We start from the raw sequence: 13,187 nt of genomic DNA, 5'->3' as shown, positions 1-13,187 counted from the left end.
ATTATTTCGCTTTTTCTACGATTGTATTCAGAGTGGAGATCAGGTCCTTCAATTGCGCCTCGCCAGCAGCTTTATCTTTTGCTTTTGCGGTTTCAACATATTTATGTGCTTTCTCGTTCAGGTTCTTGTAGGCATCCTCACCAAGCAAGGTTTTGATATCTTCACCAATGATGTCGATAAATAATGCACCCTCTAAACCTGTTACTACCGCTTTATCATCTTTACCAAGTAATTCCTTGCTTTCACCGTACTCACTGATAGCAATTTTCGCAAATCCGCGAACAAATGCTTTATTTACTGCAGCTGGGTCAAGCTCCAAAACATTCGATTCTAAATTAAATTGTTTTTCAATAAATGCTGTCTCATCAGCAGCATGTTTGTTTAGGTATGAGTATACAGATTGGAAGAATGCCCAGCCTTCAGCTTGTTCTACTTTTGCTGCTTTTTCATCTTTCTTCGCTTCATTTGCCGCTTTTGTAGCATAGCCGTTTGGTAGTGCACCAGTTGCTAAGTAGAAGGTCTTCATTAAGGTTTTGTCCACTACTTGCTTACCAAGATTAAAGCCTAATTCATCTTTGTTTTTAACAGCTGTTTCGATTTCGTTAAAACCGCCATCAATTGCACTTACAAGATTGGTACCATAAGCAGCATCACGTTTTTCAACTGTAGTTTTTAGAATTGCATAATATTCTTTTGCCTCCTCAATTTCGTGGTTAACTTCTTCAGTTTTGCCCCATTTATCAGCTACTTCAGTAAAATCATGCTTAATTGATGTATAAAATACCTTTTGCATAAGCTTATCAAAAACCTGTTTTACCACAACCGGGTCCAATGATCCGTCTTTGCCAGCTGTTAATGCAGCCGTGATTTTTTCATCAACAGTATCTTCAAATTCTGCATCTCTATTTTGAACTAATTCTTTCAAATTGTTGTTATATAATTTTGTTACTTTATCAAAATCAACCTTTTTGCCTTCCTTGGCTTTCTCTAGCTCTGTCACTGCTTCTGTAAAAACATCTGCATATTCTACTTTTTCTTTCTCAGCAGATTCGTTTTTCTCTACTTCTGAATTTTGATTGCTTTCAACCTTTGATTTATTTGCACTCTCTTCTGCTTTGCCACAAGCTCCTAGTACCAGTGATAATGCGGCCATTGCTGCAAACACTTTAAATTTCATTGCCATTTTGCTTTTCTCCCCCGTATGTAGCTTATTTTTATATTTGATAATGATTATCATTTACATTTATCATTATAATAGAGAATGATTATCAGTGTCAACGAAGTTTTTTTAATTGTTACAAATTAGACACAAATAAAAACGTCCATACTAATAATCAATTGGAAGTTTGGACGTTTTCTTTCATATAATATTCTTTTTAATTTGGGTCTTTATAATTTAAGGCACGGTCACTATCTCCATATCCCTTTGTGGTTGGATCTTGAACGAGACCAAGCATAGAAAGAATGACAAAAATTGCATTAATAAAGGTTAATACTGAACTCTGAACTGCTTGTGTCAATTCAAAATGGATTAAACCCAACATATTTAATCCAGACAAAATCATTTGTAGAACGATCATCACTTGTGAAACAAAGGCAAGCACCCAATGTTTGTTTTTTAAGCGAACTTTCCAGTTAATCATGCTCCTACTCCCTTCATATGTTGTAACCTCTCTTTTCTATAACATATGCTTATGACATAAATGGTTGTCCAAAAAAACTGGTTCTAAAAAAAATGGGTATATTTCTAGAAAATTTACCGTATTATTGGTCTTTTTCAACAAGAAAACTTATAATGAAAAAAGCAAAATTCCTTTGAAAGTTAGGAGATAAAATGGAAAAATTGCAACCCTATTGGGAAACAATCGTATCTTTTTGGAAAAAGAGGCATCTTACTCAAATTTTTTTATTAATTTTATTGGTCGTTGTTTTATTTACGATTCTTTATTTTGGTTGGATTGCGATAAGAGCAAATGTGGAATCGTTAAAACAGGGGTTAAACCAGCCAACTGTTATTTATGATAAAAATGGCAAAGTGGCAACGAATGTATTAACAAATCGGACAAAAGGCGTGAACATTGAAGAAATTCCCAAATATGTTCCGAATGCTGTTGTTGCGATTGAGGACGAGCGCTTTTATCAGCATGGCGGCTTCGATGTCAGAGGGATTGCCCGAGCGTTTTTTGGAAATTTATTTTCTGGAAGAGTTACGGCAGGTGGAAGTACCTTAACCCAGCAGCTTGCTAAAAACGCTTTGCTCTCGCCAGAACGGACCTACAAGCGGAAGGCTGAGGAATTATTTTTAGCCGTTAAAATCGAAAAGGTTTATACCAAAAATGAAATTTTGCAAATGTATTTGAATCAGGTCTACTTTGGCAGCGGTGCATGGGGGATTGGAAATGCGGCAAAGAAGTATTTTAATAAGGACATCAAGGATGTATCCATTAGTGAGGCGGCTCTCTTGGCCGGATTGCTACATGCTCCGGACTACCTTGACCCTTATAAAAATTATGATGAGGCCGTAAAACGCCGCAATGTGGTTTTAGCGAAAATGAAAGAACTAAAATTCATTACCGCTTCACAATACAAACAGGCAATAAATGAAAAAATTGTGCTTGATAATGGCGGTGGAAGCTTTGTTGACCGGAAATACCCTTACTATGTTGATGCGGTTTTAAATGAGGCAATTTATCGTTATGGCTTGACGCAGGATGAAATTTTGACACGCGGTTATCGGATTTATACCGAAATGGATCAGAATTTGCAGACAGGTTTGGAGAATGTTTATAGTAAGGATTATTTGTTCCCAAGAAGTATGGGTGGCAAATTATCACAAAGTGGGTCTGTATTAATGGATCCTGCCTCAGGAGGAGTGCGGGCTCTTGTGGGCGGACGAGGTGAGCATGTATTTCGCGGCTTTAACCGAGCAACGCAATTAAATGCTCAGCCTGGTTCATCGATTAAGCCGCTAGCGGTTTATACGCCTGCACTTGAAGAGGGATATGATTATTCCTCAGAACTGGTAGACAAGCCGATTTCATTTGGCAAATATAAACCGGAGAATTTCTCTAGAACCTATAGCGGGAAGGTTCCGATGTATAAAGCTCTCGAGGAGTCCTTGAATATTCCGACCGTTTGGCTATTGGATCAAATCGGTCTTAATAAAGGTCTTAATTCCTTAAACCGTTTCGGTATCCCTGTCCAGAAAGCAGATAAAAACTTAGCAATCGCGCTTGGGGGAATGAGTAAAGGAGTTTCCCCTCTGCAAATGGCTGATGCATATTCAACGTTTCCAAATGGCGGGAAGCGGTATGACAGCCATCTGATTACGAAAATTGTCGGTCCAACGGGGAATGTCATTGTGGAACATAAGTCAGAAGCAACAAAAGTAACGTCTAAAAAGGTTACAAATCAGATGACTTCTATGTTGTTAAATGTTGTGGAATCAGGAACAGGAAAGCTTGCTCATATTCCGGGTGTTCAAATAGCCGGAAAGACAGGTTCTACTCAGCTTCCTTTTAGTGGTGTTTCGGGCACAAAGGCTCAGTGGATGGTCGGCTATACTCCAAATCTTGTCGGAGCGATCTGGATTGGATTTGACCAAACGGACAGGCAGCATTATTTGACGGGCGCAAGTTCAGTCCAAGTTGTACCGATTTTCAAGGAGATCATGCGATCTTCCCTACCCTATGTTCCACGGGAGAATTTTGATGTGGTCTCGGTGAATGATCAGCTTGCTGGAAAAACCCAATCAAAGCAGGAAATGCAGCAAAAGGCTGAAGCAATTAAAAAGGAATTAAATGCGAATGCCGAAAAGATCGGCAAAACAATTAAGGAAAATGCCCCTGTTTGGAAGGAGAATCTGGATAAGGTTCTTTATAAAGTTGGCGGAGCGGTGGATTCTTTGATCCAAAAGGTTCGCGGAGCTGTACAATAGAATGGTAAAAGCCCCCAGCCCAGTGGCTGGGGGCCATTTATTATTTTATGGTCTTATCAAAAACAAGTAAGTATATGATCCTTGTTGTGCGCTTCAAAAGTGCCTACAGCTTCACTTATTTTATCTTTGCGGGCACTAACAACCTATATCAACGCCCGGACGCTCTCTTTTTTCCTTCCCACGGGCACTATCAACCCCGTCAGGGACCAGGCGAACATCATTTACCTATTTTTATCCCCAACAACCGCAAACCATAATTGTCTTGAAGCCTCAGTTATATCCCCGGCTATGCTAATCGCTGTAATAACAGACACCCCGTCAGCCCCTGCTTCCATTACACCATAAGCATTACCAGCATTGATGCCGCCAATCCCAACCAACGGAATTGTAAAACCGTTGGCCCTCAGTTTTTCAATTAACAATGTGCCCTGTACCGCTTTCGCATCCTCTTTGGTACTGGTTGGAAAAATCGGACCAATTCCAAGATAATCAGCTCCGCACCTGACAGCTACCTCGGCTTCCTCAAGCGTGTGAGCAGAAACCCCCAGAATCTTATTACCAATCCTTTCACGAATGGTTTCAACCGGTTCATCGTCCTGCCCAATATGTATACCATCAGCATCTAATTCTAGCGCCAACCCAACATCATCATTGACAATGAAAGGAATTCCGTTCATCCGGCAAATTTGCTGGAGCCTTCTTGCAAGATCATATTTTGCTGCTCCATCAAGAGCATCTTTTCCTTTTTCTCGAAATTGAAACAAGGTAATTCCTCCAGCAATCGCTTCTTCCAACACCGTTTCAGGATCTTTATTACAATTATTACTCCCCATAATAAAGTAAACTTTTAAAGCTGCCTGGATCAATTCCTTATTCATTCGTTCCATTTAAAATGCCCCTCTTTCGGTTGTACGCCCAATGGTTCGTTGGCCCATGGCCGGTACCAATGAACAAATCTGCTTCGATTGCCGCTTGAATAAATTCTTTGGCAGTTGCAACAGCCTCATAAACATTGGAACCTTTCGCTACTTCTGCCGTAATCGCCGCTGAAAAAGTGCAGCCTGTACCGTGGGTGTTTCTTGTTAAAATCCGCTTACTATTAAAATAGTAAAATTCGGTTCCATCATAGAGAAGGTCAACAGCATCTTCGAGTTTCTCATCATGGCCGCCTTTTATCACTACATGCTTTGCCCCAAATTCGATGATTCGTTCTGCTGCTTCTTTTCGATCATCAATAGTAGTAATCGTCATTCCTGTTAACACCTCGGCTTCAGGAATATTTGGGGTTACCACCCATGCCAATGGTAAAAGATATTTTTTCAAAGCTTCAATGGCTTCCATTTGAAGCAAGGATGCGCCGCCTTTTGCAATCATCACCGGATCAACAATAACTTTTTCCCACTGATTTTGACTAATTTTTTCAGAAACCGCACAAATAATTTCTGAACTAAAAAGCATCCCTGTTTTAACAGCATTAGTCCCCATGTCAGCTCCTATGGAGTCAATTTGTGCCGCCACTGCTTCTTTTGTCATCGGATAAACTGCTTGCACACCCAATGTATTTTGTGCCGTAACTGCCGTTAGAGCAGACATTCCGAAAACACCTAGCTCTTGAAACGTTTTTAAATCGGCCTGGATTCCAGCACCGCCGCCAGAATCAGAGCCTGCAATCGTTAATGCTTTTCTGACATCCATCCTATTCGCTCCCTACTGCCTGAGTAAAATGACCATATTTCTCAATTTCTGCCCTTGAAACTTGATAGAGCTGATTTAAAAATTCAATTTGAAAACTGCCTGGTCCCATAGCGTCAGTTTTTTCAGCTGCAATTTCAGCTGCAGATCCATAGAAGACTAGTGCTGAAACGGAGGCTGATACCAAATCCTTTTCAACAGCTGCAAAAGCTCCAATCACCGAGGTTAATAGGCAACCTGATCCAGTCACTTTAGTTTGGATTGGATGTCCATTATGAACGATAAAGGTGCGCTGTCCGTCAGAAATGACGTCATCCTTCCCAGTAATGACTACAACTGTTTTTAATTTTTGTGCTATTTGAATCGCCAATTCCACTGAATCCCCATTTGACTGACCGGCGTCAACGCCTTTAATTTCCCAATCGAGACCGGCAACATTGGCGATTTCGGCGGCATTCCCACGGATTACGGAAATCCGAATCTCATTGATGAGTCGTTTTGCTGTTTCCGTGCGGAAAGCTGTTGCCCCTGCTCCAACCGGGTCAAGTATAACAGGGACGCCATATTCATTAGCAGATTTCCCTGCAATGATCATGGATTCAACCTCTGCTGAGTTTAACGTTCCAATATTTAAGACAAGCGCTCCAGCTAGTTTCGCCATATCCGCTACTTCTTCAGGAGCATAAGCCATCACTGGTGAAGCACCAAGTGCCAACAGTCCATTTGCGGTAAAATTCGTTACCACTACGTTGGTGATGTTATGGACCAACGGGTTTTTTTCTCTCACCTTTTGTAATGTTGCGCTAATATAATCTTTATTCATATTAAATTTCCTCCTTCTATTAATTCATCACTAATCCGCCATCGACATTTATACATTGTCCGGTAATAAAGGAAGCCCAATCAGATGCCAAAAATAGAACAGCACCTGCAATATCTTCCGGCATAGCAAGACGGTGCATTGGGGTCAAACCAATAATCATTTCCCGAACATCCTCTTTTGTCTCCGAACTTGAATCAGTTGGATATGTAAGACCAGGAGAAACCGCATTAACAGTAATCCCAAAGGCACCCAGTTCCTTTGCAAGATTTCTTGTGTACCCAAGCAGCGCCATTTTCGCTGTTGAATAATCATGATACGGGACGACCGGAAAATCAATTAAATTACTGACGATATTGATAATCCGGCCTGACATTTGCTGTTTCATATAAGGCATTGCCGCTTTACAAATATGAAAGGCACCTTGAAGACTGCCTGCGATTTGCTGGTCGTAATCCGCCCACTCCAGTTCCCAAGCTGTTTTTCGTGTTTTTGGGTTAAACGTGTAATGGTTGAGGGCATTATTGACCACGACATCAATTCCGCCAAAGGAGTCAATGATTTGGTTGATCATTTCCTCGACCTGCACTTCATCACGGACATCCGCTTGGAGCGGGGCTGCCTGGCCTCCATTTGCCTCTATCTCCGAAACGACCTGACCTGCAAGCTGTTCATTTCGCAAGTAATTCACAATCACAAACGCACCTTCAGATGCTGCTTTCTTAGCAACTGCTGCCCCAATCCCGCGGCTCGCCCCTGTTACCAAGATAATTTTATCTTTTAATATCATTCTTTTAACCTTCCTTCTACTCGACATCCGGGTCAAACCGTTCCAAATCCAGTTCAAGGTTTCGTTCAATATCGGTAAACCTCACTAAATCCAGTAAGTTAAAACCGCCATCATGATGCCATCCCGGCTTCGCCCGATTCATTTCGCCAATTGGAGCGATACGATTAACACCCAATGTTCCTAGTAATTCAGCGATTTGAAAAAGACGATTAGGTGATACCGCAAGGCCGCAGGATTGTAAATAGTCTTGATATAGTGCTATTTTTTCAAAATCATCCTCTAATCTTTGTGAGTTGAACACATGGATTGTTCGATTCAACGGTGACCCTTCCATTCCTGCTTCGGCATGATAAATCACCGTCCATGCTGAAGCATTTAGACTTGCAAAGACACTGATGCCATCCCTTGACAATGACTCCAAATGATAGTGATTTCTTACCTTTTGAATGGACATTGCTTCTTCAGCGGTAAGCGTGGCCCGCGGCCGTTTTTTATGATAACGTTCTAATTCTGCTGCAAGCATTTGGGCGAATTGCTTCGGACTGACAGCGCCCCCCTCTTCCACCAATACCGATTGGGGAGATAAACAGCTTTGCTGATCAAAAACCGAAACATCCTCTGCTAACTTATGGATCGTTTCAAAATAATGGTCAGCAGTGAGCGCCTCCTTGCCAACCAAAGCCAGACTAATTTTGTGCCCATAGGATAAAAATTTCTTTCCAAACGGCACAAGTTCACGTACTGTTTCTACCGTAGTATTGGATCCATAAACAATCACCGCTTCCGCCGCTGCAATTGCCTGCTCCTCGAGTTCCTTTGTCCCGCCTTTCCAAGGAAGAATTGCAATGGATTCAGCTAATAGCGGGTCCACTTCTGCTAATGATTCAGCAAACAAAACAGGAAATAGCGGCTCCGTCGTTGAGGTTTTTCCAATATTTGCGGATTTCAGCAGCAGCCCCATGATTAAACTCCAGATTTGTACACCCGGCACGTTTCCGGAGAAGACATGAAAAATCGACCTTGGTCCAAACGCTCTGCTCATCCCCCCTGTTTTTCTTGGACGAAACTCATCGAGCATGGCTGGCTGGTCAAACTCTTCATCTAGGAAGCGCAGGAGTTCTTTTTTGCGAAACATTCTGATGTACCGTTTTAATTCAAGCCGTACCATCTCCGAATCATATCCAGTAATTCTAGGTATTAGAATTTCCGCAAATTGTCGTAACCGGTAATCAGGATTTAGCCATTGCTGAACGGCCTGGTCAATTTTTGCTACGATATCGTTTATTGAGAGAACAGCTAAATATCGATCCCTATTTTCCTGAACAGTCCGAGAAATCTTGGTGATATTACCAGCGGATAGAATCGGATATTTTAGAATAAAAACACCCTTTTCTGTTTCGAACAATTCCTCACGAAATTCAGTCAGCTGGATTGACTTTGGTACCTTATAGACTGGGATTTCTACTACTCTATCATCTACCATAAGTCATCCCCTCATTTTCCATTTGCCTGCAATAATTGGTCAATTGCAATCGAGCAGCCTCTGGCTTCTGACCCCTTTACTCTTCCAAGTAAAACAAAGCCTTCCTCCGTTCTATAACCTAAATCCTCTGTCAAGATTGCCTGGCAGGAATTCCAATTGGCTAGGTCATAATGAGCAATTACCCCTGCCACGCCATTGCTTACAGGCTCTAATGTGTTTGCATCCAGCACAATGGTTTTCACCCAGGCAGGTCCTGTTTTATCGAATACAGTTGTTCCAGTTAAATAATTTGATAAAATAGTTTGATCATAGATTTGCGAGCTTAATTCCGTCATTCCATACATATTGATGCACATTGTACGATCGACATGGAAATACTCCTTGAACATGTAATATAAATGGTCCATTTCTATTTCCCGTGACTGCCCTTTAAAACCGCCTGTATCAAAAATCCGGCTGCCCTTTCCTAGCTGGAACCTGACGTTCTTTTCTTTTAAATAATCCAAAACATGCACATAAGCGAACGTTGCTCCTATCAGGAGAATCGGCTCTCCACGTTCCTCCGATTCCTTTAAAGCGTTTGTCAGCCCTTCCATATCCAGTCCCTTTTCATTGAAAAAGAAACGGCTATTTTCAGTCCCAAAAAAGGTGACAGCATTTGTTAAATATCTGGATAGCGAGGAATTTTGATTAAGATTCGCTGCCGGTGATAGCACAAACATCGTGATTTTTTCTACATCAGGCAAGACAAAATGTTTAAATGGGCACTTCATTGAAGCATCCCAAACTGCCAGAGTTGGGTGATAGTTTTTCCCCTTGGCATTCGGGTTTGTCGTGCCGCTTGTCATAAAAACGGCCTCAGCATCCTCTACAGATTCAGAGGATAACACCATTTCTTTAAATCCTTGAAGCGGAATGGCCGGAATATCCCTCCAATTCTTGACCGTTAACGGGGTTTTGCGCTTTGTTTGGCAAAACTTTTTGTATGGCAGATTAAATTTAAATTGAAAATTAAATAACTTTATTGCTAGTTCATTAAAGTTTGTCTCTGCTTCTGGAGGAAGCCCTTCCGGATACTGATGAATAAATTGTAAAATTTCATTCGTAATTTGTTGTGACTCCGGTCTCATTTTTTACTGCCTCTTTTCTAAACCATTTTGGTAAATTGACCAATAAAACTTGAAGAATAATCGAGAAAAATGCCCCGATAAAAATACTATTGGAAAGGAATGTTCCGATAGTTCCTTTTACATCTTTAAAATAGGTAGGCAAACTAATCGCTAAAAGAATAGAAAGTCCGATAATCATATAGTTGGTTTCGTTCTTTTCCACCTTTGCCAAAATCGAAATACCGGTAAAAACTAAACTTGCTGCCGCAGGTAAAAAGATTCCGCCGACAACAGCATCCGGTGTCAGTGCAAGGATGGCACCAGCCTTTGGCACAAAGCCAAGAACTAAAAAGATGATTCCCGCTACAATTACCGGTTTCCGTGACCCTACACCTGTTAATCTTAGTAATCCTACATTTTGAGCATATGCAGTAGTAGGAAATCCTCCGATTAATGAGGAAATAAGTGAACCAGCGGACTCACCTGCAAAACCGTTTCGGATTCTTTTTCGATCCAAATCAATATCAAGCATTTCCGCGGATGCCTGATAAACTCCCATTGCTTCGATAATCGCAACAATGTAAGCGACAAAAAAAGTCAAAAACCAGCTCCAATGGAAGGTGAATTCTCCGTAGGGGAGAAAATGAGGCATGCCAAACCAGCCTTTTTCACTAATGATTGAAAAGTTTGTTTTCCCAATACAAATGGCAATCAAATCCCCAACAATCAGGGCAATAAGGAAGGAGAATGACTTCCATATGCCGCGGCCGAAAAGAGATAAAACAATAACTACCAAGGCAGTTGGGATAGACATGACAAGCGTACTCGAGCTTGCAAAGCTGTCCATTCCCGGTGTTCCGCCTAAAAATTCATATAATGTAAAGCTTGATAAGGAAATTCCGACGATAAAAATAACGGTTCCGGAAATAACTGGTGTAAATAGAGCCTTTAGCTTTCCGATTATTCCGGTAATGGATAATAGAAAAACAATAATTGCACTTAAAAAGATACTGCCACTTGCAGCCGCAAGCGCATTTGCTTTACCTGCTGAAATCATGATGGAATCAAAGGCTGCGGACGGTCCTTGAACAATCGGCAATCTGACAAGCTTCGTTGCTTGTATCAAGGTAACCAGTCCGGCAGAGATAAAAATGGCGTTGACAATATTGGCTGATAAGGACAGCGGCAATCCAATCATCGCAGCGACAAAAATTGGATCTAGCCAGACATTTGAAACAAAGACATGCTGCAATCCATATAAAAAACTTTTAACTGGCGGTAATTCTTCCTCTACCCCTATTACAATACTTTCTTTCTCATTCATGCTGTACTCCCCTTTATAAAAAATAAAAAAGCCAGATCCATAAAAGGACCTGACTTATAGGCAATAGAAAAAATTAATTTTTTCCACTACTTTCCTACGCTGGTATGATCCAGATCAGGTCCAAAGGGTTAAAAAACAAATTGTTTTTCTCTCAGCCCTGCATCCGGGCACCCCTAGTAGTTTATGAATTTAATAATTTTATCCTATACCTTATTAAAGTGAATAGCAACAATAATATTTTAAAATTCTATATGCAACGAGTGGAAATAATCCCCTGATGCTCTCTTAATTTTTTCTTCAAGACCTTTAGGATAGACGGCAATAAAACAAGTGGAAGGACCGGATGATTTAAAAACATCTACATCCGTTATTAGATTTTCTTTTTCTAAAACCATATTTAAAAACAGTTGATTCAACTCATATAAGATTCCTTTTGATCCCACTGGTAAAACAACCACCTCTTTCAATTTGCAAATTTCTTTGAAAAGTGCCAATGGTACCACGTTATCCGGTTGTTCCACCACTTCATTTCCAACAAGAGGCATCCCAATTATCGCAACTCTTAAAGTGTCTGAAAAAGGTACTTCCATTACTGTATCTGTTTCCTTTTTCCCAATTACGATAATCCCGAGAGCTGATTGCTTTAAGGAAAAATTACTTTCCGTGCTTCCCGTAATGGAAACTTCCTTTAAATTAAGTTCATTTAATCCCTTTTGAACACCCTTGAGAAGATCCTCCCAAGGTTCATTGCCGCAAAAGTTTTGAAGCACCACAGAAAAAGGTTCTCCACCACCAGCCAAACATTCCATAGCAGCAACACGAAAAGAATAATAGGCAACCGTTTCATAGGACACTTTTACGAAATCGTCATCCTTCATTCCAATACCGCCGCTATTATCATTTGCAATAATGAGTGATTCCCGTTCATTTAAAGTGAGCGTAACAAAATCCCTCATTGTTTAGGCTCCTCTTTTTGGACAGCTGTCTTAAATAATCCGGAAAGCCTTGGAATTAACACTAGGCCAATCACCACGTTGATGATTGAACCGATCAGTAACGATGGAACGATCGCCAAATAAAAACTTTTACTCATTAAAAAAATAAACGGGAGAGGTGCGGCAAATGCATTACCTAACACAAAAAGAATGGCAGCAACGATTCTTCTATTTTTATATAAGACACCGAACATCCAAACAAGTACGGCCATTTCTCCGGCTATTAAAATATGCATGGGTCCAAGTGGAAATCCGCCAAATAGGGCCGACAATAAATGTCCAAAGGCAGCGGCAATCGCGCCAAATCTTCCTCCAAGAAAAGCAGCTGCCAAGAGCGCCGGAAAAACATCCAAGGCAACACTGTCAACAAACGCAGGTATTTTAATGGAAGCACCGACAACAGATAAAGCGGTGAAAAGGGCAAGCCAGCTTAGCATTTTTACATCAAAGCTATTTTTCATCTGAACGTTTCCCGCCCCTGAACACTTTTGCGCTCCTAACGTACTCCACATCTTTTACATTTAACCGATTGTTAACGACCCTTGCCAAGGCAAAGAAATAGTCTGACAGTCGGTTTAAGTATTGCAGTGCCACCTCAGGAGACTTCGAATCAGCTTTTACTAGTTTTACCACCAAGCGTTCTGCTCTTCTTGTCACGGTCCTTGCGATATGAATTGAGGCAGCTGGCTTTGTCCCTCCCGGTAAAATAAATCTTTCTAACTCAGGTGCCTCTTCAATATACTCATCGATTTTCTTTTCCAAATAGTCAATTGATTCTTTCTGCAGCTTCATTTCTCGTTTGTCTGAAACATTGGCCAAATCTCCGCCGCAATCGAATAATTCGTGCTGAATGGTTTCAAGGTCGGCTAATACATCTGCGAAAATTTCCGGGTCAAGCTCTTGAATTGCCTGACCGACAAAGCAATTGACTTCATCAACGGTTCCATATGCTTCCACCCTTGTGTCATCTTTATCGACTCGGCCGCCAATGATACTTGTTTTTCCCTTATCACCAGTTCTTGTATAAATTCTCATCC

Annotated in this window: 13 protein-coding genes and 1 riboswitch; of the genes, 1 reads left to right on the top strand and 12 read right to left on the bottom strand. The window is 41.0% G+C overall.

The annotated features are described in order from the left end of the window. Window position 1 precedes the first annotated feature (1 nt). Entirely contained in the window at window positions 2-1,183 is a 1,182-nt protein-coding gene (locus RCG21_RS13775) for a hypothetical protein (protein WP_308913276.1), read from the bottom strand. A gap of 193 nt (window positions 1,184-1,376) precedes the next feature. Continuing rightward, window positions 1,377-1,643 carry a phage holin gene (locus tag RCG21_RS13770; RefSeq protein ID WP_133333502.1) on the bottom strand — a complete coding sequence of 89 codons (267 nt, stop codon included), beginning with the start codon at window positions 1,641-1,643 and terminating at the stop codon, window positions 1,377-1,379. A 191-nt stretch (window positions 1,644-1,834) separates the two neighbouring features. Between RCG21_RS13770 and RCG21_RS13765 the strand changes: the two genes are divergently transcribed. Beyond that, the gene (locus RCG21_RS13765) at window positions 1,835-3,937 is read left to right on the top strand and encodes a transglycosylase domain-containing protein (protein ID WP_308913275.1); all 2,103 of its coding nucleotides are present in this window, start codon (window positions 1,835-1,837) and stop codon (window positions 3,935-3,937) included. 221 nt (window positions 3,938-4,158) lie between these two features. Here RCG21_RS13765 and thiE read toward each other — a convergent pair whose 3' ends face one another. From thiE to RCG21_RS13715, 10 genes are all read right to left on the bottom strand, one after another. Further along, window positions 4,159-4,824 (bottom strand): thiamine phosphate synthase, encoded by a 666-nt coding sequence (gene thiE, locus RCG21_RS13760; RefSeq protein WP_372512653.1) that lies wholly within the window; start codon window positions 4,822-4,824, stop codon window positions 4,159-4,161. Next, window positions 4,808-5,632 carry a bifunctional hydroxymethylpyrimidine kinase/phosphomethylpyrimidine kinase gene (thiD, locus tag RCG21_RS13755; RefSeq protein ID WP_133333505.1) on the bottom strand — a complete coding sequence of 275 codons (825 nt, stop codon included), beginning with the start codon at window positions 5,630-5,632 and terminating at the stop codon, window positions 4,808-4,810. Before thiD ends, thiE begins: the two co-directional genes overlap by 17 nt. A gap of 1 nt (window position 5,633) precedes the next feature. After that, window positions 5,634-6,452, bottom strand: a complete 819-nt coding sequence (gene thiM / locus RCG21_RS13750; RefSeq protein WP_308913274.1) for a hydroxyethylthiazole kinase — start codon at window positions 6,450-6,452, stop codon at window positions 5,634-5,636. Between the two features lie 19 nt (window positions 6,453-6,471). Further along, a complete protein-coding gene (locus RCG21_RS13745; RefSeq protein ID WP_133333507.1) occupies window positions 6,472-7,239 on the bottom strand; it encodes a 3-oxoacyl-ACP reductase in 768 nt (255 codons plus the stop codon). A gap of 16 nt (window positions 7,240-7,255) precedes the next feature. Continuing rightward, complete coding sequence (locus tag RCG21_RS13740) at window positions 7,256-8,722, bottom strand: acyl-CoA reductase (protein WP_133333508.1); 1,467 nt, start codon at window positions 8,720-8,722, stop codon at window positions 7,256-7,258. An 11-nt stretch (window positions 8,723-8,733) separates the two neighbouring features. Beyond that, window positions 8,734-9,852, bottom strand: coding sequence for a LuxE/PaaK family acyltransferase (locus RCG21_RS13735; RefSeq protein ID WP_133333509.1), 1,119 nt, complete (start codon window positions 9,850-9,852; stop codon window positions 8,734-8,736). Beyond that, on the bottom strand, window positions 9,821-11,155 hold the full coding sequence (locus RCG21_RS13730) for a solute carrier family 23 protein (RefSeq protein WP_133333510.1): 1,335 nt from the start codon (window positions 11,153-11,155) through the stop codon (window positions 9,821-9,823). The genes RCG21_RS13735 and RCG21_RS13730 overlap by 32 nt, the downstream gene beginning before the upstream one ends. A 74-nt stretch (window positions 11,156-11,229) precedes the next feature. After that, a riboswitch (TPP riboswitch) is annotated at window positions 11,230-11,340 on the bottom strand. A gap of 54 nt (window positions 11,341-11,394) precedes the next feature. Beyond that, window positions 11,395-12,111, bottom strand: a complete 717-nt coding sequence (locus RCG21_RS13725; RefSeq protein ID WP_133333511.1) for an ATP-binding protein — start codon at window positions 12,109-12,111, stop codon at window positions 11,395-11,397. Further along, entirely contained in the window at window positions 12,108-12,611 is a 504-nt protein-coding gene (locus tag RCG21_RS13720; RefSeq protein WP_235824738.1) for an ECF transporter S component, read from the bottom strand. The genes RCG21_RS13725 and RCG21_RS13720 overlap by 4 nt, the downstream gene beginning before the upstream one ends. Then, window positions 12,601-13,185: a cob(I)yrinic acid a,c-diamide adenosyltransferase gene (locus tag RCG21_RS13715; protein WP_133333512.1), complete on the bottom strand. Its 585-nt coding sequence runs from the start codon at window positions 13,183-13,185 to the stop codon at window positions 12,601-12,603. The genes RCG21_RS13720 and RCG21_RS13715 overlap by 11 nt, the downstream gene beginning before the upstream one ends. Window positions 13,186-13,187: the final 2 nt, after the last annotated feature.

Origin of the sequence: Bacillus salipaludis (assembly GCF_030938565.1) — a bacterium.
Classification (GTDB): Bacteria; Bacillota; Bacilli; order Bacillales; family Cytobacillaceae; genus Neobacillus; species Neobacillus salipaludis_A.
This window is presented reverse-complemented; position numbering and strand designations above follow the sequence as displayed.

Excerpts from the sequence above, each read along its gene's own strand:
- RCG21_RS13775 (WP_308913276.1), bottom strand. The coding sequence starts at position 1,183 with ATGGCAATGAAATTTAAAGTGTTTGCAGCAATGGCCGCATTATCACTG.
- RCG21_RS13770 (WP_133333502.1), bottom strand. The coding sequence starts at position 1,643 with ATGATTAACTGGAAAGTTCGCTTAAAAAACAAACATTGGGTGCTTGCC.
- RCG21_RS13765 (WP_308913275.1), top strand. The coding sequence starts at position 1,835 with ATGGAAAAATTGCAACCCTATTGGGAAACAATCGTATCTTTTTGGAAA.
- thiE (WP_372512653.1), bottom strand. The coding sequence starts at position 4,824 with ATGGAACGAATGAATAAGGAATTGATCCAGGCAGCTTTAAAAGTTTAC.
- thiD (WP_133333505.1), bottom strand. The coding sequence starts at position 5,632 with ATGGATGTCAGAAAAGCATTAACGATTGCAGGCTCTGATTCTGGCGGC.
- thiM (WP_308913274.1), bottom strand. The coding sequence starts at position 6,452 with ATGAATAAAGATTATATTAGCGCAACATTACAAAAGGTGAGAGAAAAA.
- RCG21_RS13745 (WP_133333507.1), bottom strand. The coding sequence starts at position 7,239 with ATGATATTAAAAGATAAAATTATCTTGGTAACAGGGGCGAGCCGCGGG.
- RCG21_RS13740 (WP_133333508.1), bottom strand. The coding sequence starts at position 8,722 with ATGGTAGATGATAGAGTAGTAGAAATCCCAGTCTATAAGGTACCAAAG.
- RCG21_RS13735 (WP_133333509.1), bottom strand. The coding sequence starts at position 9,852 with ATGAGACCGGAGTCACAACAAATTACGAATGAAATTTTACAATTTATT.
- RCG21_RS13730 (WP_133333510.1), bottom strand. The coding sequence starts at position 11,155 with ATGAATGAGAAAGAAAGTATTGTAATAGGGGTAGAGGAAGAATTACCG.
- RCG21_RS13725 (WP_133333511.1), bottom strand. The coding sequence starts at position 12,111 with ATGAGGGATTTTGTTACGCTCACTTTAAATGAACGGGAATCACTCATT.
- RCG21_RS13720 (WP_235824738.1), bottom strand. The coding sequence starts at position 12,611 with ATGAAAAATAGCTTTGATGTAAAAATGCTAAGCTGGCTTGCCCTTTTC.
- RCG21_RS13715 (WP_133333512.1), bottom strand. The coding sequence starts at position 13,185 with ATGAGAATTTATACAAGAACTGGTGATAAGGGAAAAACAAGTATCATT.